The organism is Streptomyces rubellus (assembly GCF_036323805.1).
Classification (GTDB): Bacteria; Actinomycetota; Actinomycetes; order Streptomycetales; family Streptomycetaceae; genus Streptomyces.
Genome location: NZ_JAZDCX010000038.1, coordinates 1 through 25,205, shown reverse-complemented (window position 1 = coordinate 25,205; position 25,205 = coordinate 1). Strand labels below are relative to the sequence as shown.

Genomic DNA, 25,205 nt, shown 5'->3' with positions numbered 1-25,205 from the left:
AACTCGATGAACGCTCGTAGCGACAAGGCCGTCGAGGCCCTCCGAGCCTCCCTCAAGGAGGTCGACCGGCTCCGCCAGCAGAACCGGGAGATGCGGAGGGCGGCCCGGGAACCCATCGCCATCGTCGCGATGAGCTGCCGGCTGCCCGGCGGCGTCGGCGCACCGGAGGACCTGTGGCGGCTGCTCGCGGACGGCACCGACGCGATCGTCGACTTCCCCGACGACCGCGGCTGGACCCAGACCGTCGCGGAAACCGGCGGCTACACCCGCCGCGGTGGATTCGTCCCGGACGCCGCCGAGTTCGACGCCGCACTGTTCGGGATCAACCCGCGTGAGGCGCTGGCGATGGACCCCCAGCAGCGAATGCTGCTGGAAGCGGCGTGGGAGGTCGCCGAACGGGCCGGTATCGACCCGCACTCGCTGGCCGGCAGCGACACCGGTGTCTTCGTCGGCGCCTCACCGTCCGGGTACGACACGGTGGGCCGGATGCCCGAGTCCACCGTGGGCTATCAGCTGACCGGCAGCGCCAGCAGTGTGCTGTCCGGCCGGCTTTCCTATGTGCTCGGTCTGGAGGGCCCGGCGGTCACCGTGGACACCGCCTGCTCCTCGTCGCTGGTCGCCCTCCACCTGGCGGTCCAGGCGTTGCGGCAGGGCGAGTGCGGCTGGGCGTTGGTCGGTGGCGTCGCCGTGATCACCACCCCGGCCGCGTTCACTGAGTTCGGCAAGCAGGGCGGGATGGCCTCCGACGGGCGGTGCAAGTCGTTCTCCGCCGAGGCGGATGGCACCGGCTGGAGCGAGGGGGTCGGCGTACTGCTGGTCGAACGGCTCTCCGACGCGCGCCGAAACGGCCACGACGTCCTCGCGGTCATCCGAGGCAGCGCGGTGAACCAGGACGGCGCGTCCAACGGCCTCACCGCACCCAACGGCCCCTCCCAGCAGCGCGTCATCCGACAGGCACTCGCCAACGCCCAACTCACCACCGCCGACGTGGACGCGGTGGAGGCACACGGCACCGGAACGGCGCTCGGCGACCCGATCGAACTCGAGGCGCTGCAGGACACCTACGGCAGGGACCGCACCGACGACCGTCCGCTGTGGCTCGGTTCGGCCAAGTCCAACCTCGGTCACACCCAGGCCGCTTCAGGCGTGGTCGGCGTCATCAAGAGCGTGCTGGCGCTACGCAACAGCCTGCTGCCGCGCACCCTGCACGTCGACGTCCCCACACCCCACGTCGAATGGAAGGGCGGCGGTGTCCGCCTGCTCGCCGACGCCCGCCCATGGCCCCGTACGGACGCGCCACGGCGGATCGGGGTCTCCGCGTTCGGCGTCAGCGGCACCAACGCCCATCTGATCCTCGAGGAAGCGCCGGCTCCGATCCCTGACAGCGCGCCGGCCGAGGACCCGGCGGACCCAGGCGTCGACCCGCTGCCGGGGCCGCTGCTCTGGCCGGTGTCCGCGCAGACGACCGAGGCGCTGCGCGCACAGGCCGAACGTCTCTCCCGCCGGCTGTCGGACCGCGCGGAGCGTCCGGCCGATGTGGCATGGTCGCTGGCGACGACCCGGGCGGCGCTGACGCGGCGCGCCGTGGTGTTCGGCGCTGATGAGGCCGAACTGCTCGCCGGCCTGCAGGAACTGGCCGCCGCGCTCCCGGCCGGCGGTGTGGTCACGGGAACGGTGGACGAGGGCAGGACCGGGTTCCTCTTCACCGGCCAGGGCGCACAACGGGCCGGCATGGGACGGGGGTTGTACGAGTCGTTCCCGGTGTTCGCCGAGGCCTTCGACGCGGTGTGCGCGGAACTGGACCCCAAGCGTGAACGTCCGCTCAAGAACGTGGTCTTCACCGGCGACGCCGAGCTCGATCAGACCGAATGGGCGCAGGCCGGCCTGTTCGCCGTCGAGGTCGCGGCGTTCCGACTGCTGGAGTCCTGGGGCGTCACCCCGGATCTGCTGCTGGGCCACTCGATCGGTGAGATAGCCGCCGCGCACTGCGCCGGAGTCCTCTCGCTGTCACACGCCTGCCAGCTTGTCGCCGCGCGCGGCAAGCTGATGCAAGAGCTGCCCTCGGGCGGCGCGATGCTCGCGGTCGAGGCGACCGAGGCCGAGGTCGTCGAGGCGATCGCCGGCCAGGCCGATATCGCCGCCGTCAACAGCCCCACGTCGGTGGTGGTCTCCGGCTCCGAGGAGGCGATCGACGCGCTGGCGACCCGCTGGGCGGGGGAGGGGCGTCGCACCCGCCGACTGACGGTCTCGCACGCGTTCCACTCCGCGCTGATGGAGCCCATGCTGGCCGACTTCGCCACCGTGATAGCGAAGCTGGACTTCGCCGACCCTGTCATCCCCGTGGTGTCCAACCTGACCGGCGAGGTGGCCGAGCCTGGTCTGATGTCGACCCCGGAGTACTGGGTGCGGCAGGTACGGCAGGCGGTCCGGTTCGCCGACGGGGTGGCACAGCTACGGGATCAGGGCGTGTCCCGGTTCGTGGAGCTGGGCCCCGACGGGGTGCTCTGCGCGATGGCCCAACAGACCGTCGCCGACGCCGTGTTCACGCCCGTACTGCGCAAGGACCGTGACGACACCGCTACCGCGTTGACCGCCCTGGCCCGGCTGTGGGCCTCCGGTGCCGAGGTGGACTGGCGCTCACTGCTCCCCGGGGGCCGCAGGGTCGAGCTGCCGACATACGCCTTCCAACGCGAGCGCTACTGGCCCGAGGCGCTGCCCGACGCGGGCGCCACCCAGCCGTCCACCTCGCCGGACGAGGACCGGTTCTGGGAGGCGGTGGAACGAGCGGACCTCACCGAACTCACCAACACCCTCGGACTGCGCGACGATCCCGAAACCCTGGCGAACCTCGTACCGGCGCTGTCGTCCTGGCGACAGTCCCTGCGCGAGGAGTCCATCCTCGAATCCTGGCGCTACCAGGCGCGATGGAAGCCGCTCACCAGCACCCCCGGTGGCTCCCTCACCGGGACCTGGCTGCTCGTCACCGCCGACGACAGCGACCCCGCCCGGGACGTGGCGAACGCCCTACGCACCGCCGGGGCGCGAGTCAGCGAACTCACCCTCACCCCGGCCGACGACCGAGCCACCCTCACCGAGCGGCTGACCGCCGCCGCCCCCGACGGCGTCGTGATCGTCGCGGGCGGTACGAGCCCACGACCGTCAGACCCCACCGGCCTCGCACCGCTGCTCCGCACCTACCAGGCGCTGGGCGACGCGGAGCTGGCCGCCCCGCTGTGGTGCCTGACCCGGGGCGCGGTGTCCACCGGCGACGGCGATCCGCTACTCCACCCGGAACAGGCACCGTTGTGGGGGCTCGGCCGGGTCGCGGCGCTGGAGCGCCCCACCACCTGGGGCGGACTGGTCGACCTGCCGGCCCACAGCGACGGGACCACCAGTGACTGGCTGGTCGCGCTGCTCGGCGGCGCGGCCCAGGAGGACCAGGTCGCGCTCCGCGACGGGCAGGCGTACGGCCGCCGGGTCGTACGCGCTCCACTGCCGCGGGGTTCCGCACCCCGGTGGACGACCGCCGGCACCGTACTGGTCACCGGCGGAACCGGAGGGCTGGGCGGTGACGTGGCCCGATGGCTCGCCCAGCGCGGGGTACCACATCTGCTGCTGCTGAGCCGGCAGGGCGCGGACGCGCCCGGTGCGAATGAACTCACATCCGAATTGGGCGCCTTGGGCGCCCGGGTGACCGTCGTCGGTTGCGATGTGGCCGACCGTGAGTCACTGGCAGCCGCGCTGGCCGCCGTACCAGCTGAGTTCCCGCTCACCGGCGTGGTCCACACCGCCGGCGTCGGAGTGTCGGGCCAGCTGCTGGACGCCGACGAGAACGAGGTCGCCGAGGTGATGCGCGCCAAGGTCACCGGCGCGGCGCTGCTCGACGAACTCACCGACACTCTCGACCTGTTCGTCGTCTTCTCCTCCATAGCCGCGACCTGGGGCAGCGGCGGTCAGGGCGCCTACGCCGCCGGAAACGCCTTCCTCGACGCGCTGGTGGAGCACCGCCGGTCCCGAGGGCTGACCGGAACCGCGATCGCCTGGGGGCCGTGGGCCGAGGTCGGCATGGCCGCCAACGACGAGGTCGCCGAGTTCCTGCGGCGCCGTGGTCTGTCGGTGATGGACCGTACGGTCGCTCTCCGGGCACTCGCGTGCGCCGTCGACCACGACGAGACCACCGTGAGCGTCGCCGACGTCGACTGGAAGCTGTTCGCTCCGGCGTTCGTCTCCGCGCGCCCGAGCCCCCTGCTCGCCGAACTCCCCGATGCACAGGGACTGCTCACGACGACCACCGACGCCGACACCCCGTCCACCGAACTCCGCGACGCCCTCACCGCCGCTCCCGGGACCGAACGGCACCGGCTGCTGCTGGACGCGGTCCGCGCGCACACCGCGCTGATACTGGGGCATACGAGCGTCGCCGTGGTGGAGCCCCGTCGCGCCTTCCGCGACCTCGGCTTCGACTCGCTCACCGCTGTCGAACTGCGCAACCTGCTCACCTCCGAGACCGGGCTGCCCCTGCCGGCCACCCTGGTCTTCGACCACCCGACGCCGATCGCGCTGACCGACCACCTGCTCGGCCAGCTCTTCGGCGACACCTCCGTGGCCGCCGCCACGACCCCCGTCCCTACCTCCGCCGCCGTCGACGAACCCATCGCGATCGTCGGCATGAGCTGCCGCTACCCCGGCGGAGCCAACTCGGCCGAGCAACTGTGGGACGTGGTGGCCTCGGGCCGCGACATCGTCTCGGACTTCCCCACCGACCGTGGCTGGCCCGAGGACGGGAACGGCGACTACGCCCGCCGTGGCGGATTCGTCGACGGAGCGACGGAGTTCGACGCGGCGTTGTTCGGGATATCGCCGCGTGAGGCGCTGGCGATGGACCCGCAGCAGAGGCTGCTGCTGGAAGCGTCCTGGGAGGCCTTCGAACACGCCGGCATCGACCCGCTCTCGCAGAACCACACCCGTACCGGCGTACTCATCGGCGCCTCGTCATCCGGCTACGGCCTTGGCACCGACCTCTTCACCACCGCGGAGGGGCATGTGCTGGCGGGTGGTGCGAACAGTGTGATCTCGGGCCGGGTGGCGTACTCGTTCGGACTGGAAGGGCCCGCGGTGACGGTGGACACGGCGTGCTCGTCGTCGTTGGTGGCGTTGCATCTCGCGGTGCAGGCGCTGCGTAACGGTGAGTGTGACATGGCACTGGCCGGTGGTGTGACGGTGATGACGGGGCCGAGCATTTTCGCTGAGTTCAGTCGTCAGGGTGGACTGGCGGGCGATGGGCGTTGTAAGTCGTTCGCGGATGCGGCGGACGGTACGGGCTGGTCCGAGGGTGTCGGGGTGCTGTTGGTGGAACGGCTCTCGGACGCCGAGCGGTTGGGGCACGAGGTGTTGGCGGTGGTGCGGGGGAGTGCCATCAACCAGGACGGTGCGTCGAATGGTCTGACGGCGCCGAGTGGTCCGTCGCAGGAGCGGGTGATCCGACAGGCGTTGGCGAACGCGCGTCTTGAGGCGTCGGATGTGGACGTGGTGGAGGCGCACGGTACGGGGACCAGGCTGGGTGACCCGATCGAGGCGCAGGCGTTGCTCGCGACGTACGGCCAGGGGCGGGATGGGGAACGGCCGTTGTGGCTGGGCTCGATCAAGTCGAATATCGGTCACACGCAGTCGGCCGCTGGTGTGGCGGGTGTGATCAAAATGGTGCAGGCGTTGCGGTCCGGGGTGGTGCCGGCGACGTTGCATGTGGACGAGCCGACGTCGCGTGTCGACTGGTCAACCGGTGCGGTGAGGTTGGCGGTTGAGGCGCGGGTGTGGCCTGAGACGGGTCGTGCGCGTCGGGCGGGTGTGTCGTCGTTCGGGATGAGCGGCACCAACGCGCACGTGATCATTGAGCGGGCTGAGCCGGTGGCGGTCGTGGTGCCGGAGCCTCCGGCCGGTTCCGGGCTGGTGCCGTTGGTGGTGTCGGCGAAGTCGGCGAGTGCGTTGTCGGGCCAGGCGGACCGGTTGCGGGCGCTGGTCTCTGACGGGTCCTGTCCTGAACTGGTGGACGTGAGTTGGTCGTTGTTGTCGCGGGCGGGGCTGGAGCATCGCGCGGTGGTGCTGGCCGCCGACCGTGAGAGCGCGGCTGAAGGACTGCGCTCGGTAGTTGAAGGTGTGGCGTCGTCGGGCGTGGTGTCGGGCGGTGTGGTCCCTGGGGACGTGGTGTTCGTGTTCCCGGGCCAGGGCTCGCAGTGGGTGGGTATGGGGCGGGAGCTGGCTGGTTGGTCAGCGGTGTTTCGGGAGTCGTTGGCCGAGTGCGAGGTGGCGTTGGAGCCGTGGGTGGACTGGTCGTTGCTGGAGGTGATCGAGGGCGGTGACGAGGGGCTGTTGGGCCGGGTGGATGTGGTCCAGCCGGTGTTGTGGGCGGTGATGGTGTCTCTGGGGCGGTTGTGGCGTGCGTGTGGGGTGGTGCCGTCTGCGGTGGTGGGGCACTCCCAGGGGGAGATTGCGGCGGCGGTGGTGGGGGGTGGTCTGTCGCTGGAGGACGGGGCCAGGGTGGTCGCGTTGCGTAGCCGCGCGATCCTGGCGTTGGCTGGTGGCGGGGGAATGGTGTCGGTCGCTGAGGGTCGCGCCACGGTTGAGGAACTGATTGACGCTTTCGGTGGTCGGTTGTCGGTGGCGGCGGCCAACGGTCCTTGTTCGACGGTGGTTTCGGGTGAGCCGGAGGCGTTGGATGAGTTGCTGGGGCTGTGTGAGGTGCGGGAGGTGAGGACGCGTCGTATTCCGGTGGATTACGCCTCGCACTCGGCGCAGGTGGAGGAGTTGCGGGAGCAGATCCTGACCGACCTGGCCGATGTCGCACCGATGTCCTCCACCGTGCCGCTCTATTCCACACTCACTGGTGCCCCGATCGATACGGCGTCGATGGACGCGGGGTACTGGTTCGACAATCTGCGTTCCACGGTCCGGTTCGAGGAGGCCACGCGTGCCCTGCTGGCTGACGGCCGGTCGGTGTTCGTGGAGTGCAGCCCTCATCCCGTCCTGGCCATCGGTGTCCAGGAGACCGCCGAAGCCGCAGACGCGGACGCCGTGGTGGTGGGCTCGCTCCGCCGTGCTGAGGGTGGCCAGGAGCGTTTCCTGACCGCGCTGTCCGAGGCGTGGGTGGCGGGCGCCGGGGTCGACTGGTCCTCGGTCGTGCCGACCGGGCGTCGCGTGGAGCTGCCGACGTACGCCTTCCAACACGAGCGCTACTGGCCGCGTCCGGTGGTGTCTGGCGATGTGTCTGCGGTGGGTCAAGTAAGCCTGACTCATGGAATTCTGGGCGCGGCCGTCGGCTTGCCGAGTGGCGGTGCGGTGCTGACGGGGCGGTTGTCGCAGTCGTCACACTCCTGGCTTGAGGACCACGCGGTGTGGGGTCAGGTACTGGTGCCTGGTACCGCGTTCGCGGAGATGGCACTCCGCGCCGGTGACCAGGTCGGCAGTGGGTTCCTGCGTGAACTGGTGCTGCAGAAGCCGCTGGTGTTCTCCACCCGAGCCGGTGTCGCGCTACAGGTCAGCGTCGGTGCGCCCGACGATTCCGGTGACCGCGCCGTCGAGGTGTTCTCCCGCCCCTCCGACGACGCCGAATGGGTGTGCCACGCGACCGGCCTGCTGGGCGAGTCCGCCGCGAACGTGCCTGCGGAGCCGGCGACGTGGCCGCCGCCCGGCTCGCAGCCGGTCGATGTAGCCGGCTTCTACGACGGACTGGCGGATGCCGGCTACGGCTACGGTCCGGCGTTCCAGGGCCTACGGGCCGTATGGCGTGACGGGGACACCGTCTTCGCCGAGGTGGAGTTGCCCGAGAGGGTCGACGCCGCAGGTTTCGGCATACATCCGGCGTTGCTAGACGCGGCCCTGCACGCCGTCGCGGTCACCGCCGATACCGACTCCGGCACCCGACTCCCCTTCGCATGGAACGGCGTCGCACTCCACGCCACCGAGGCGACCGTACTCCGCGTCGCACTCACCACCACCCCCGACGGCCTGAACGTACGAGCCACCGACCCCACCGGCGCCCCCGTCGTCACCATCGACACCCTCGTACTGCGCGACATCACCTCCGACAACCTGCGGCAGGTCGGCGAACAGCACGTACGCGACGCCCTCTTCGCCGTCGACTGGACCGTGCTGCCCGACCCCGGCAACCCCCCGCCCGACACCTCCCAGTGGCTACGCCTCGACCCCGCCGGACCGACCCCGGCCAACGGCACCCCGCCACCCCCCGTCGCGCTCCTCACCCTCCCCGAGCCCGCGCCCGACGCGAACCTGTCGGCGGACGCCGTCCACCACACCACCTACGACGTGCTCCGCACCGTCCAGAACTGGCTCGCCGACGACCGGTACCTCGACACCCGTCTGGTGGTCGTCACCCGCGGAGCCGTCCTCGCCATACCCGGCCAGACGGTGACCGACCTCGCCGGAGCGGCGGTCTGGGGCCTGCTGCGCTCCGCACAGTCCGAACACCCCGGCCGAATCGTCCTGCTGGACCGCGACCCCTCCGCCACCGACGACGACGTCTGGCCGAACTGGGCCGTCACCGACGGCGAACCACAGCTCGCGATACGCGACGGCGAGGCCCGGGCACCCCGTCTCGCCCGCCCACACGCCGACGACGGCCTGACCCTCCCCGCAGGACCCGCCGCCTGGCGACTGGACGTCACCGGCGAGGGAACCCTCGACAACCTGGCGATGCTCCCCGCGCCCGACGCCGACGCCCCGCTCTGCGCCGGCCAGGTACGGGTGGCCGTACGCGCCGCCGGTGTCAACTTCCGCGACGTACTGATCGCGCTCGGCATGTACCCGGACCAGGCGCAGATGGGCGCCGAGGCGGCCGGCATCGTGACCGAGATCGGCCCGGAGGTCACCGAACTCGCCGTCGGCGACCGGGTGTTCGGCTTCTTCACCGGTGGCATTGCCTCCGGCGCGGTCACCGATCGCCGACTGCTGGCCCCCGTGCCCACCGGCTGGTCCTTCGCCCAGGCGGCCGCCGTACCGGTCGTGTTCGCCACCGCGTACTACGGGCTGGTGGACGTGGCTGACGCCCGGCCGGGCGAGTCGGTGCTGGTGCACTCCGCCGCGGGCGGCGTGGGCATGGCAGCGGTACAACTCGGCCGCCACCTCGGCCTGGAGGTGTTCGGCACCGCCAAGCCCAGCAAGTGGGACACCCTGCGCGCCGCCGGCCTGGACGACGCGCACATCGCCTCCTCCCGGGACCTGGCGTTCGAGGAGCGTTTCCGGGCCGCGAGCGGCGGCCGTGGCGTGGACGTGGTGCTGAACTCGCTCGCGGGCGAGTTCGTCGACGCGTCCCTGCGACTCCTCGGTGACGGCGGCCGGTTCGCCGATCTGAGCCGCACCGACCTCCGCGACTCCGCGCGGGTCGCGGCCGACCACCCGGGCGTGCGCTACCAGGCGTTCAACCCCGCCGAAGCCGGCGCCGACCGGGTGCGGGAGATCCTCAGCGAGGTTCTCGGCCTGTTCAACGCCGGCGCACTGGACCTGCTGCCGGTCACCGCATGGGACGTACGGGACGCGGTGTCGGCGTTCCGACACATCAGCCAGGCGCGACACGTGGGCAAGAACGTGCTCACGGTACCGACGCCACTCAACCCCGACGGCACGGTCCTCATCACCGGTGGTACCGGCACGCTCGGCGGCCTGCTCGCCCGGCACCTGGTCACCGAACACGGCGTACGGAACGTACTGCTGCTCAGCCGCCGGGGCGCGGACAGCGCCGGCGCGACCGAACTCCTCGCCGACCTGCACGGCTTGGGCGCACAGGTGACCGTCGCGGCCTGTGACGCCGCCGATCGCGCCGCGCTGGCCGACGTGCTGGCGGCTATACCGGACCGGCATCCGCTGACCGGGGTGATACACGCGGCCGGCGTCCTCGACGACGGCGTCTTCGAGTCGATGACCCCCGAGCGGGTCGAGGCGGTGCTCCGCCCCAAGGTGGACGCCGCCGTCAATCTGCACGACCTGACCCTGGACACCGACCTCGCCCTGTTCGTGCTCTACTCCTCCGCCTCGGCCACCCTCGGCACCGGCGGCCAGGCCAACTACGCGGCCGCCAACAGCTTCCTCGACGGGCTCGCCTCCTACCGTCGCGCCCGTGGACTGCCCGCCCAGTCCCTCGGCTGGGGCCTCTGGCAGCAGGCCAGCACCATGACCGGCCACCTCCTCGACGACGCCACCCCGACCGGAAGCCGCACGGGCGCCACCCTGGGCACTGAGCAGGGCCTGGCACTGTTCGACGTCGCAGTCGCGACGCACACCCCGCATCTGCTGCCGATCCCCCTCGACCTCACCCGAAGCAGCGAGGTCCCCGCACTGCTGCGCGGCCTGATCCGCCCGGCCGGCCGGCGCGCAGTCGGCCGGAACGAGGAGACCCACAACACCCTCGCCACCCGGCTGCACGGACTGTCCGCCGCCGACCGGCGCGACCTCGTACTGGACCTCGTCCGAGGCAACGCCGCGACCGTGCTGGGCCACGCCCGGGCCGACGCCGTCGGCGCCCGCCATGCCTTCCGCGACCTCGGCTTCGACTCGCTCACCGCGGTCGAACTCCGTAACCGACTCAACTCCGCGACCGGGCTCCGGCTCCCCGCCACCCTCGTCTTCGACCATCCGACCCCCACCGCGCTGGCCGAGCACCTCAGCACCCGCCTGGGCGGCGACCCCGCCCCCGTACCGGCCACGCGCCCGACGACCGCCGCACCCGGCGAACCCGGCGAACCCATCGCGATCGTCGGCATGGCCTGTCGGCTCCCCGGCGGAGTCGCCTCGCCGGCGGATCTGTGGCCGCTGGTCAGCGAGGGCGTGGACGCGACCTCCGGCTTCCCGGCCGACCGGGGCTGGCCGCTGGACATCGTCGGCGCCGAGGCGGCGCGAGGCGGATTCCTCGATGAGGCAACGGAGTTCGACGCCGCACTGTTCGGGATCTCACCGCGCGAGGCCCTTGCCATGGACCCGCAGCAGCGGCTGCTGCTCGAGGCCGCCTGGGAGGTCTTCGAGTCCGCCGGAATCGCCACCTCGGACGCGCACGGCTCCTCCACCGGTGTGTTCATCGGCGCCGCGCACGCCCAGTACGGCTACGGCATGCGACTGCCGGACAACGCGCTCGGCCATCTGATGACCGGCACCACGACCAGCGTGGCGTCCGGCCGGCTGGCGTACACCTTCGGCCTGGAGGGACCGGCCGTCACCGTCGACACCGCGTGTTCCTCGTCGTTGGTGGCACTTCACCTGGCCGTGCAGGCACTGCGCAACGGCGAGTGCGAGATGGCGCTCGCCGGCGGCGTGACCGTCCTCGCGACCCCGGGTGTGATCACCGAGTTCGACCGCCAGCGCGGTCTGGCCTCGGACGGACGCTGCAAGGCGTTCTCCGCCAACGCGGACGGCACCGGTATGTCCGAGGGCGTCGGCCTGTTGCTGGTGGAGCGGTTGTCGGACGCGGAGCGGCTCGGCCACGAGGTCCTGGCCGTGGTGCGGGGGAGTGCGGTCAACCAGGACGGTGCGTCCAACGGTCTGACGGCGCCGAACGGTCCTTCCCAGGAGCGGGTGATCCGGCAGGCGTTGGCGAACGCGCGGCTCGCGGCGTCGGAGGTCGACGCGGTCGAGGCACACGGCACGGGCACCAAGCTCGGCGACCCGATCGAGGCGCAGGCGCTCCTGGCGACGTACGGACAGGGCCGGGACGAGGACCGTCCGCTGTGGCTGGGTTCGGTGAAGTCCAACATCGGTCACACCCAGGCCGCCGCCGGCGTCGCGGGCGTCATCAAGATGGTGCTGGCGATGCGGAACGGGGTGTTGCCGCCGACGCTGCTGCACGCGCACGAGCCCACCTCGCACGTCGACTGGTCGACCGGCGCGGTCGAACTGCTCACCGAGGCACGTCCCTGGCCGCTGTCCGACCGGCCCCACCGCGCCGGGGTGTCGTCGTTCGGCATCAGCGGCACCAACGCGCACGTCATCCTGGAAGCCGCAGGGCCCGCGCCCTCCGACGCCACGTCCACGTCCACGCCCACGCCCACGCCCGGCCCGGTAAGCTGGCTGGTCTCCGCGCATACACCCGAGGGCCTGCGTGCCCAGGCAGAACGACTGGCAGCCACCGTCACTGAAGCGGAAGCTGATGCGCACGACGTGGCCTGGTCGCTGGCTGCCACCAGGACCGCGCTGGACCACCGTGCGGCGGTCGTCGGCGACGGCCACAGCGAACTGGTCGCGGGGCTGACCGCGTTGGCCTCCGGCGATCCCGCCGCGAACGTGGTCTCGGGCGCGGTCGGTGAGGGGCGCACGGCGTTCCTCTTCACCGGCCAGGGTGCGCAACGGGCCGGTATGGGACGGGGACTGTACGAGGCGTACCCGGTGTTCGCCGAGGCGTTCGACGCGGTGTGCGCGGAGCTCGACCGGAGGCTGGAACGCCCGGTGCGAGACGTGGTGTTCGACGGCACCGACCTCGATCAGACGGTGTGGACGCAGGCCGGGTTGTTCGCGGTCGAGGTCGCGGTGTTCCGGCTGCTGGAGTCCTGGGGCGTGGTCCCGGACGTACTGCTGGGGCACTCGATCGGCGAGATCGCGGCCGCCCACTGCGCCGGGGTGTTCTCACTCGCCGACGCGTGTGCACTCGTCGCCGCGCGGGGTCGGCTGATGCAGGCGCTGCCCGCCGGTGGGGCGATGCTCGCGGTGCGGGCGACCGAGGCAGAGGTGGTCGCGGACGTACAGGGCCGGCTGGATGTCGCGGCGGTGAACGGACCGTCGTCGGTGGTGGTCTCCGGTGACGCCGCGACGGTCGAGGAGTTCGCCGCGAAGTGGTCAGGGGAGGGGCGTAAGACCAGTCGACTGACGGTGTCGCACGCCTTCCACTCGGCGTTGATGGAACCGATGCTGGCGGACTTCGCCTCAGCCGTGGAGTCGGTGAGCTACTCCGAACCCCGTATCCCCGTAGTCGCCGCGATGGCGGGCGCGAAGCTGTCCATCCCCGAGTACTGGGTGCGCCAGGTACGCGAGACCGTCCGATTCGCCGACGGCGTACGGGAGGTGACCGAACGCGGCGTCACCCGTTTCGTGGAGGTCGGCCCCGACGGGGTGCTCTGCGGAATGGCGCAGCAGCTCGTCGCCGACGCGGTGTTCGCACCGGTACTACGCCGTGACCGGGACGAGCACGAAACCGCCCTGGCCGCGCTCGGCCGGCTGTGGGCCGCCGGTGCGGAGATCGACTGGCCGGCGGTGCTGCCCGCCGGCCGCCGGGTCGCGTTGCCGACGTACGCCTTCCAGCGGGAGCGGTACTGGCCGGAGCCGTTGGCTGCGGTCGACCCGGCTGCGCCCGTCGACGCGGACGAGGCGCGGTTCTGGGCTGCGGTCGACCGCGCGGATCTGACCGAACTCGCCGACACCATCGGCCTGCCCGACGCGTCCGCCCATTTGGACGCCGTGGTTCCCGCGCTCTCCCAGTGGCGGCGGTCCCGCCACCAGGAGTCGGTGATCGGATCGTGGCGCTACCGCGTCACCTGGACCCCGCTCAACCACCTCACCAGCATCACCGCCACTCTGTCCGGTACCTGGCTGGTCGCGGCCGCCCCGGCCGACGCCGAACCGGCCGCCCGCCTCGCCGAGGCGCTCCGCGCCGCCGGCGCCGAGGTCGCCCTGCTGGACCGCGAAGCCGGCCAGCAGGGCGCCAGCGCGTCCGCCACCGTCGCCGGAGTCGTCGCGTTGGCCCCGTCCTCCGCCGCCGTCACCGAATCGGTGGCGCTGCTCGCGCAGTTGGACGATGCGGAGCTGGACGCACCGGTGTGGATGCTCACCAGCGGGGCGGTGTCGATCGGCCGCTCCGATCCGCTGCGCGAGGTGGCCCAGGCGCAGGTCTGGGGACTCGGCCGGGTGGCTGCGCTGGAACAGCCGCGCCGCTGGGGCGGTCTGATCGACCTCCCGGCCGAGTTCGACGCCCGCGCCGCCCGCATTCTGGTGTCTGTACTGGCCGGTGGCACAGAGGAGGACCAGGTCGCCGTACGTACCTCCGGCGCGTACGGCCGCCGTCTGGTCCGCGCCGCCGCCGACGAGCCGACCGGCACCCCGTACACGCCCTCCGGGACCATCGTCATCACCGGCGGCACCGGAGGCCTCGGCAAGCGGGTGGCCCGCTGGCTGGCCGAACGAGGCGCGCCGCGCCTGGTGCTGCTCGGACGTCGAGGTGCCGACACCCCGGGCAGCACCGGACTGGTAGCCGAACTGGCCGCTCACGGAACCGAGGTGACCATCGTCGCCTGCGATGTCACCGACCGTACGGCGCTGGCAGCCGTGCTGGACGCGATCCCCGAAGAGCACCCGCTGACCGGCATCGTGCACGCGGCCGGCGCCGGACAGGCCGTACCGCTCGCCGACACCGACGAGGCCGAGATCGCCCGCGTCCTGGACGTCAAGGTGACCGGTGCGGCCCATCTCGACGAGCTGACCCGTGAGGTGGACCTGGACCTGTTCGTGGTCTTCTCCTCGATCGCGGCGACCTGGGGCAGCGGCGGGCAGGGCGTCTACGCGGCCGCCAACGCCCACCTCGACGCGCTCGTCGAGCAGCGGCGGGCGCGCGGACGCAGCGGCACCTCGGTGGCCTGGGGCCCGTGGGAGGGCGACGGTATGGCCGGGCAGGGCGGGGCCGAGGAGTACCTGTACCGCCACGGCCTGGTCGCGATGGCACCGGACCTCGCCATTCGCGCGCTCCAACGCGCGGTGGAACTCGACGAGAGCTGTGTGACCGTCGCCGACGTGGACTGGGAGCGGTTCGCCCCCGCCTTCGCCTCCGGCCGGGACAGCGCACTGTTCGCCGAACTACCGGAGGCCGCATCGGCTCTGGCACCGGTGTCCGTCGCTGCCGACCGGGGCTCGACCTTCCGCGACGAACTGGCCGCGGCACCCGAGAGCCGCCGCCACGGCATGCTGCTGGACCTGATTCGGGCGCGCGCGGCCGTCTCGCTCGGGTATGCCTCCCCGGACGCGATCGAACCGGAACGGTCCTTCCGCGACCTCGGCTTCGACTCGCTCACCGCCGTCGAACTACGCAACCTGCTCGGCGCGGACACCGGGCTGGCCCTGCCGGCCACCCTGGTCTTCGACCACCCCAACCCCACCGCACTGGCCGAGCACCTGTCCGCCGAACTGCTGGAGCACACCGTCCCGGTCGCCGGCACCACCGCCGTCGGCGTCGTGGACGAAGCGATCGCGATCGTCGGGATGAGCGCCCGCTACCCGGGCGGGGTGCGTAACGCCGAGCAGCTGTGGGACCTGGTCGCGCACGGCGTCGACGGCATCACCGAGTTCCCGGCCGACCGCGAGTGGCCGAAGGACGTGGTGACCGGAGCGGCCGCGCGTGGCGGATTCGTGGACGCGGCAACGGAGTTCGACGCCAGGCTGTTCGGGATCAGCCCACGTGAGGCGCTCGCGATGGACCCGCAGCAGCGGCTGCTGCTCGAAACCTCCTGGGAAGCGTTCGAGTCGGCGGGGCTGAATCCGCGCTCGCTGCGCGGTCGGCCGGTCGGTGTGTTCGCCGGCGCCTCTTCCTCGGGGTACGGAGGTCCGGACGACGGTCTCGAAGGCGCCGATGGGTATCGGTTGGCCGGCACCGCCAACAGCGTGATCTCCGGCCGGGTGGCGTACACCTTCGGTCTGGAGGGGCCGGCGGTCACCGTCGACACCGCGTGCTCCTCGTCGCTGGTGGCGCTGCACTGGGCGGCGCAGGCGTTGCGCAACGGTGAGTGCGAGCTGGCGTTGGCCGGTGGTGTGACGGTCATGGTGTCGCCCGCGGCGTTCGCCGAGTTCGACCGGCAGGACGGACTGGCCTCCGACGGGCGCTGCAAGTCGTTCGCGGGCGGCGCGGACGGCACCGGCTGGGGCGAGGGCGTGGGCGTCCTGGTACTGGAGCGGCTCTCCGACGCTCGCCGCAACGGCCACGAGATCCTCGCGGTGGTGCGCGGCAGCGCGGTCAACCAGGACGGCGCGTCCAACGGCCTGACCGCACCCAACGGCCCGTCCCAGCAGCGGGTCATCCGCCAGGCGCTGGCCACCGCGGGCTTGACCCCGAACGAGGTCGACGTCGTCGAGGCACACGGCACCGGAACCCGCCTGGGCGACCCCATCGAGGCACAGGCGCTGCTGGCGACCTACGGCCAGGACCGGGACGAGGACCGCCCGCTGTGGCTGGGCTCGGTCAAGTCCAACATCGGCCACACCCAAGCGGCTTCGGGCGTGGCGGGCGTGATCAAGATGGTCATGGCCATGCGACACGGCGTACTCCCCGCGACCCTCCACGTGGACGAGCCGACCCCGCACGTCGACTGGTCCACCGGCGCGGTGAAACTGCTCACCGACGCCCGACCCTGGACGGTCACCGACCGACCGCGCCGGGCCGGGGTGTCGTCGTTCGGCATCAGCGGCACCAACGCGCACATCGTGCTGGAGAACGCGCCGTCGCCCGATGACGAGGCGCCTGCGCCCGCGCGCACCCCACGCCCGCTGGGCTGGACGCTGTCCGCGAAGACCGCCGACGGTCTCCGGGCCCAGGCCGCGCGACTGCGCGGGCTGGTGGCCCAGCGCCACGTCGATCCGTACGACGTGGCCTGGTCGCTGGCCACCACCCGGGCGGCCCTGGACCACCGCGCGGTGGTCGTCGGCACCGAACGGGACGAACTCCTCGCCGGGCTGGCCGCGTTGGCCGACGGCGGGACCGCCGCGCACACACTGTCGGCGGAGGCGACGCGGGGGCGCACCGCGTTCCTGTTCACCGGCCAGGGCGCGCAGCGCGCGGGCATGGGACGTGGACTGTACGAGACGTTCCCGGTGTACGCGGACGCGTTCGACGCGGTCTGCGCCGAACTGGAACCGCACCTGGAACACCCGGTACGCGACGTGGTGTTCGACGGCACCGGCCTGGACCAGACGGTGTGGGCGCAGGCCGGGTTGTTCGCGGTCGAGGTCGCGGTGTTCCGGCTGCTGGAGTCCTGGGGCGTGGTCCCGGACGTCCTGCTCGGCCACTCGATCGGCGAGATAGCCGCCGCGCACTGCGCCGGGGTGTTCTCGCTGCCGGACGCATGTCAACTCGTCGCGGTGCGTGGGCGGCTGATGCAGGCGCTGCCCGTCGGTGGGGCGATGCTCGCAGTGGAGGCCACCGAGGCCGAGGTCGTCGAGGTGATCGAAGGCCGGCTGGACGTCGCGGCGGTGAACGGCCCGTCGTCGGTGGTGGTGTCCGGCCCGGCCGAGACGGTCGAGGAGTTCGCCGCGCTCTGGCGCGACCAGGGGCGTCGCACGAGCCGGTTGACGGTGTCGCACGCGTTCCACTCGGCGCTGATGGAGCCCATGCTGGCCGAGTTCGCCGCCGTGCTGGACAAGACGGGCTTCGCCGATCCCCGTATCCCCGTCGTGTCCAACCTAACCGGCCGGCTGGCCGAGCCCGGACTCCTGTCCAGCCCGGACTACTGGGTACGACAGGTCCGCGACACGGTCCGGTTCGCCGACGGGGTCGAGTGGTTGCGGCTCGAGGGCGTGACCCGCCTGGTGGAGCTGGGCCCGGACGGAGTGCTGTGCGGGATGGCCCAGCAGGCCGATGTCGAAGCCGTGTTCGCCCCGGTCCTACGAGCCGAGCGGGACGACACCGCCACCGCGCTACTGGCCCTGGCCCGGCTGTGGACCGACGGCGCGGACGTCGACTGGTCGACGCTGGCACCCGCCGGCCGCCGGATCGCCCTGCCCACCTACCCGTTCCAGCGGGACAGGTACTGGCCGCGTGCCACCACCGCGGCCGCGCAACCAGCCGCCCACGCGACGGACTCCCGCTTCTGGGACGCGGTCGAGCACGAGGACATCGACGCGCTCGCCGACATCCTGGACGACCCCGGCACTCCGGACCTGCTCGGCGCGGCGCTGCCGATGCTCTCCTCGTGGCGGCGGCAGCGGCGGAAGGAGTCCGCGATCGACTCCTGGCGCTACCTCGCGACCTGGCGCCCGGTCCCCGACCTGCCCGCGACCCCGGTACTGACCGGCCGCTGGCTGGTGGTCGTCCCCGAGCACCAGCCGACCCCCGCCCCCGCCCACGAGGTGTCCTCCGCGCTCGCCGGCGCGGGCGCCGAGGCCGTCCACTTCGTACCCACCAGCACGGATCGGGTGGCCCTCGCCGCCCAACTCGCCGCGGCCGGCCCGGTGAGCGGGGTGGTCTCACTCGCCGCCTGGGCGGACGACGCGACCCCTCGCCCCGAGCTGCCCGCCGGCCTTCAGCTGACCCTGTGCCTGATCCAGGCACTCGGCGACGCCGGAATCGACGCCCCCCTGTGGGCGCTGACCAGCGGCGCCGTCTCGGTCGGACGGTCGGACGCCGCGCCCGCCGCGGTACCGGCGCAGATCTGGGGACTCGGCCGGGTCGCGGCACTGGAACAGCCGGACCGATGGGGCGGCCTCCTCGACATCCCGTCCGTGCTGGACGCCAGAGCCGGAGCACGCCTCGCCGCCGTCCTCGGTGGCGGCACCGGTGAGGACCAGGTGGCGGTACGCGCGGCCGGTGTGTACGGCCGTCGCCTGGTGCGCGCCGAGTCCGCCGGCAGCACCCCGTGGTCGCCGTCGCGGCCGGGTGCCGTGCTGGTGACCGGTGGTACCGGAGCGCTCGGCGCGGTGACCGCCCGCTGGCTCGCTGACCGGGGCGTACCCCACGTGGTGCTGATGGGCCGACGCGGTACGCGGGCTCCGGGCGTGACCGAACTGGTCGCCGAACTCGCCGACCTGGGCACCCAGGTCACGGTCGAGACCGGCGATGTCACCGACCGTGCGGCGCTGGCCGGCGCACTGGAGCGGCTCCCGGCCGAACACCCGCTGATCGGTGTGGTGCACGCCGCCGGGGTACTGGACGACGGCACGCTCGACGCGCTCACCCCGGAACGCTTCGAGACGGTACTGGCCGCGAAGGCATCCGGACTGGTCGCACTGGACGAGGCGACCGGGGGAGCGGAGCTGGAGTTCTTCGTGGCGTTCTCCTCGCTGGCCGGAACGGTCGGCAGTGCGGGACAGGGCAACTACGCCGCCGCCAACGCCTTCGTCGACGCGTGGATGCACGGCCGCCGAGCCCGCGGGCTGCCCGGGGTCTCGGTCGCCTGGGGGCCCTGGGCCCAGGACGGTATGGCGGCCGACGACCAGGCGGTCACCGACCGGCTACGGCGCGGTGGCCTGTCCCCACTGGACCCGGAACTGGCCGTCACGGCGTTGGCGGGGGCCCTGGCGACCGGTGACCAGGACCCGGTGATCGCCGATATCGACTGGTCGCTGTTCGCGGCCGGGCTGACCGGCACGCGTCCCAGCGCGTTGCTGACCGAACTGCCCGAAGCGGCGTCCGCCCGTACCCCGGCCACCGAGGTCGGGCCGGCCACGGAGTTCCGGGCGGAGCTCACTGAGGCACCGGCGGGCCAGCGCGGCGCGCTGCTGCTGGCGGCGGTCCGCTCATGGGCGGCGACGGTACTGGGGCATGATTCGGCGGAGGCGGTCGGTGCCGACCAGGCGTTCCGGGACCTCGGCTTCGACTCGCTGGCGGCCGTGGAGTTCCGGAACCTGGCCGGCGTACGGACCGGACTGCGGTTGCCCGCCTCCCTGGTCTTCGACCGGCCGACCCCGGCGGAGTTGGCACGGTTCCTGGGCGAGGAACTGTTCGGCAACGAACAGGTGCTGACACCGGCCGTCGTACCCCCGACGGGAGCCGCCACCGAGGTGGACGAGCCGTTGGCGCTGGTCGGCATGGCGTGCCGACTGCCCGGCGGCGTCGGTTCCCCCGACGAACTGTGGGACCTGCTCATCGGCGGGGTGGACGCCATGACGACGTTCCCCACCGACCGAGGCTGGGATCTCACCGCGCTGCCCAACTCCTCCAAGCTGCACGGCGGTTTCGTCGACGGAGTCGCGGAGTTCGACGCGGGACTGTTCGGGATCAGCCCGCGTGAGGCGTTGGCGATGGACCCCCAGCAGCGGCTGCTCCTTGAGACGGTGTGGGAGACCTTCGAGTCCGCCGGGATGGACCCGCGCGCGGTACGCGGACGTTCCGTCGGGATGTTCGTCGGCACCAACGGACAGGACTACCCGGTGGTGTTGGCCGGATCCGACGACGAGGGCCTGGACGCCCACGCGGCCACCGGCAACGCGGCGGCGGTGCTGTCCGGCCGGGTGTCGTACGCCTTCGGCCTGGAAGGGCCGGCGCTCACCGTCGACACGGCGTGTTCGTCGTCGCTGGTGGCGCTCCATCTGGCCGCGCAGGCGCTACGGCGCGGCGAGTGCGATCTGGCACTCGCCGGCGGTGTGTCGGTGATGTCCACCGAGGCGGCGTTCACCGAGTTCGCCCGGCAGGGCGGCCTCGCGGACGACGGCCGCTGCAAGGCCTTCTCGGCCGACGCGGACGGTACGGGCTGGGGCGAGGGTGTCGGCGTACTGCTGGTGGAGCGGCTGTCGGACGCTCGCCGCAACGGGCACCAGATCCTCGCGCTGGTACGGGGGAGCGCTGTCAACCAGGACGGCGCCTCCAATGGTCTGACGGCGCCCAACGGACCGTCCCAACAGCGCGTCATCCGGCAGGCGTTGGCGGACGCGCGACTGTCGCCGTCGGAGGTCGACGCGGTCGAGGCGCACGGTACGGGCACCAAGCTCGGCGACCCGATCGAGGCGCAGGCGCTGCTGGCGACGTACGGCCAGGACCGGGACACCGACCGGCCGTTGTGGCTCGGCTCGGTCAAGTCGAACCTGGGCCACACCCAGGCGGCCGCCGGTGTCGCGGGCGTGATCAAGATGGTGCTGGCGCTACGACACGGCACGCTACCGCCGACGCTGCACGCCGATGAGCCCACTGCGCAGGTGGACTGGTCGGCCGGCGCGGTGGAATTGCTGACCCAGGAGCGACCGTGGCCCGAGGCGGGCCGTCCGCGCCGGGCGGGCGTCTCCTCCTTCGGCATCAGCGGCACCAACGCCCACATCATCCTGGAGGCCGAACCGGTCCCGGCGGACGAGGCGGCCCCGACCGATCGCCTGACCGACGGGACGACACCGCCCTGGCTGGTGTCCGGCCGCTCCGCCACCGCACTCGCCGCGCAGGCGAGGCGGTTGCACGAAGCCCTGTCCGCACAGCCGGAGTCGGCACCGACGGACGTCGCCAGGTCTCTGCTGTCCCGAGCCGACCTCCAGCACCGCGCGGTGATCATGGGCGACGGCTACGACGACCTGCTGGCCGGCCTTTCCGCACTGGCCACCGGCGAACCGGCCGCCGACCTGATCTCGGAGACGACCAGCGAGGGGCGCACGGCGTTCCTGTTCACCGGGCAGGGCGCGCAACGAGCCGGTATGGGAAGGCAGCTGTACGAGGCCTTCCCGGCGTACGCCGACGCCTTCGACGCGGTCTGTGCCGAGCTGGACCTGAAGCACGAACGCCCCGTGCGGGACGTCGTGTTCGACGGCGACGGGCTCGACCAGACTGTGTGGACCCAAGCCGGCCTGTTCGCCGTCGAGGTGGCGGTCTTCCGGCTACTGGAGTCCTTCGGCGTGGTCCCCGACGTTCTGCTCGGCCACTCGATCGGGGAGATCGCCGCCGCTCACTGCGCGGGAGTCCTCTCACTCACGGACGCCTGCGAACTCGTCTCCAAGCGGGGCCAGTTGATGCAGGCACTGCCCGCCGGCGGCGCGATGCTCGCGGTCGAGGCGACCGAGGCCGAGATCCTCGACGCCGTGCAGGGCCGGCTGGACATCGCCGCGGTGAACGGTCCGTCGTCACTCGTGGTCTCCGGTGTGGCCGAGACCATCGAGGAGTTCGCCGTGAAGTGGTCGGCGCAGGGCCGTAAGACCAGCCGGCTCACGGTGTCGCACGCCTTCCACTCGGCCCTGATGGAGCCGATGCTGGCCGAGTTCGCGGAGGTCGTGGAGTCCATGACCTTCGTCGAGCCCCGTATCCCCGTGATCCCCGCGATGGCCGGCGCGGACCTGACCACACCCGACTACTGGGTGCGGCAGGTGCGCGAGACCGTCCGATTCGCCGACGGAGTACGACAGCTGACCGAACACGGCGTCACCCGCTTCGTGGAACTCGGCCCGGACGGCGTGCTGTGCGCGATGGCGCGCCAGTCCGGCGTGACCGGCGCCTTCGCCCCGGTCCTACGACGGGACCGCGACGAGGTGCGCACGGCGTGGGCGGCGCTTGGCCGGATATGGGCGGTGGGCGTCGACGTCGACTGGTCGGCTGCGGTACCCGCACACGGCCAGCGGATCGCACTGCCCACGTACGCGTTCCAGCGCGACCGGTACTGGCCGGAGCAGGCGGCCGCGGCACCGGCACCGGCCGAGGGCCCGGGCGAGTTCCGGTTCTGGGAGGCAGTGGAACGCGAGGATGTGACCGAGGTCGCGAGCACCCTGCGATGGGACGCACGGCCGGAGGCGCTGGCGGAGGTTCTGCCGGCACTGGCGTCGTGGCGACGGCAGTCACGGCAGCACGCGGCGGTGGACGGCTGGCGCTACCGGGTGGAGTGGACACCGGTCGCTACACCCGACGCCACCCTGGACGGCACCTGGCTGCTGGTCACCGAGGCGGGCGACGAGGACGGCGCCGGCGTCGGCGACGCACTACGCGCGGCCGGCGCCCACGTCATACCCCTGACGATCGACCCGACCCACCCCGACCGGCACGAGCTGGCCACCCAACTCAGGGCGGCGCCGGACGACCTCCAGGGAGTCGTTCACCCGGCAGGCCACCAGGCCGACCTGGCGGTGGCCCTCACACTCGTCCAGGCCCTCGGCGACGCAGAGTGGACCGCCCCGCTGTGGACCCTGACCCGCGGCGCCGTCGCGGTCGACGCGACGGACCGGGTCACCCGGGCCGAGCACGCGCGACTGTGGGGCTTCGGGCAGGCCGTGGCGCTGGAACACCCGCACCGCTGGGGCGGTCTGGTCGACCTGTCCTCGGACGGCGACCAGGACCTGACCCAGCTGGCCGCCGTACTACACGGTGACACTCGCGAGGACCAACTCGCCCTGCGCGGAGGCCGGTTCCTCGCCCGCCGCCTCGTCCGGGCGGACCGACCGGACCCCGCCGCACCGGCCTGGACGCCCTCTCGACCGGGCACGGTACTGGTCACCGGCGGCACCGGCGCACTGGGCGCCTCGGTCGCGCGGTGGCTCGCCGAACGCGGGGTGTCACATCTGCTCCTCACCAGCCGTCACGGTGCGCAGGCACCGGGAGCTGACGAGCTGCTCGCCGAGCTGAGGGCCCTGGGTGCGGACGCCACGGTCGCCCGCTGTGACGTCGCCGACCGGGACGCGGTAGCCGAACTGCTCGCCGCCGTACCGGCCGATCGTCCCCTGCTCGGCGTCGTCCACGCCGCCGGCGTCGCCCAGTCCAGCCCGGTGGCGACCACCCAGCTCACGGACATCGCAGAGATCACCGAGGGCAAGGTGCTCGGCGCGGCCCATCTGGACCAGCTCACCAGGGACGCCGATCTGGAGCTGTTCGTGGTGTTCTCCTCCATCGCCGCCACCTGGGGCAGCGGCGGTCAGGCACTCTACGCGGCCGGCAACGCGTATCTGGACGCGCTCGCCCAGCGCCGCGCGGCCCACGAACTGGCCGCCACCTCGGTGGCCTGGGGCCCGTGGGCCGGCACCGGTATGGCGGTCTCCGGGGAGGCGGAGGAGTTCCTGCGCCGCCGCGGCCTCGCACCGCTCGACCCGGCTCTGGCCGTCGCCGCGCTGGCACAGGCGGTCGACGGTGGCGAGACGAACCTGACCGTCGCCGATGTGGACTGGACCCGGTTCACCCCGGCGTACACCTCCGGCAGGCCGAGTCCGCTACTGCGCGAACTGCCCGAGGCGACCAGCGCCGTAGCGCTGACCGAGACACCCACCGAGGAGGAAGTCGACACCGGGCTACGGGCCCGGCTCGCCACGCTGAGCACCGCTGAGCGACTGACCGAACTGACGGAGCTGATCAGAGGTGCTCTGGTCGTCGTACTCCGCTACGCCGCGCACGAGCAGATCGACAGCACCCGCCCCTTCCAGGACCTCGGCTTCGACTCGCTGACCGCCGTCGAGTTCCGGGACCTGCTGGCACGCGAGTGCGGCACGCCGCTCCCGTCGACGATCGTCTTCGACTACCCGACGCCGGCCGCCCTCGCCGACCACCTGCACGGCACGCTGCCCGGAGCCGATCCGGTCACCGACGTCGAGCCACTGATCGGGGCACTGGACACGCTGGAGGCGGCGATGGCCGACTCACCGCCGGACGGACTGTCCAAGGCACGGGTCACCGTCCGCTTGCAGGCCTTCCTCGACAAGTGGACCGCCGACCAACCGGCCGCCGCGGAGAGCACCGCGACCGACCGCATCCAGGCCGCCGACGACGACGAGCTGATCAACCTGATCCGCGACCAGCTCGGCGAGGGAGCGCTCGACTGATCCTCGGCGGACCAGCACAACGACCCGAACCAGGCACCAGCGTAGGGAGCTTCGATGACTGAAGGCGCGGAAGGCGAGATCTGCGATCACGCCGACATTCACGCGGCCGCCCACCGCGGCTGAGGCAGGGACTACGCGCCGAGGGCGGCGCGGGGCGACGGCGCCCCCGCCGTCCTGAACCTCCTGGCCGCCCTCGGCGAAGCCGTCGAGGCGGCCATGGCCTGGCACCGGACGCAGGAGCACCGGGCCCAGACGAGGCCGCCGCCCAGGCCACCGTCCTGCTCCGCGAGGCAACTGCCCTGACCGGAGCGCCGACGCCGTCCCGGACCGTGCCGCGCACCGTACGGGTGACGCCCGCGCCGGGGCGAGGCCCCGCCGCGCCCCGGCCCGTTACCGGTGTACCGCCCCGCCCGAAAACCGGACCGCGCCCCGGCCCTGGTCCTGGCCCGGATCCGGGTCGGGGCGCGCTGACCGCCCGCCGGAATGCGATCCTCGCCTCCCAGGCCTGGCCCGACATCGCTGCCACCATGGGCCGCCTCCACGAACAGGGCGTCGACGCCGCCCGCATCCCCAACCACGCCTATGCCGACGGCTTCGGTGTCGACCAGGCCGTCCCGCTCCGGGCGTGGGGAAGAAGCTCGATTTCTGGGCGACCTCCGCAGTGAGTGCCGACGCGAAACGCGCCTGGGCCCGTTGACCGAGGACCTGGACCTACCGCCGGAAATGGCGCCCTAGCCCTTCAACGAGACAGGCTC

1 pseudogene is annotated in these 25,205 nt (G+C 72.4%); it reads left to right on the top strand.

Going from position 1 to position 25,205, the window contains the following annotated elements:
- Positions 1 to 6 precede the first annotated feature (6 nt).
- Positions 7 to 24,363 (top strand): annotated as a pseudogene (locus V1L54_RS28275) (type I polyketide synthase); the annotation flags it as partial.
- Positions 24,364 to 25,205: the final 842 nt, after the last annotated feature.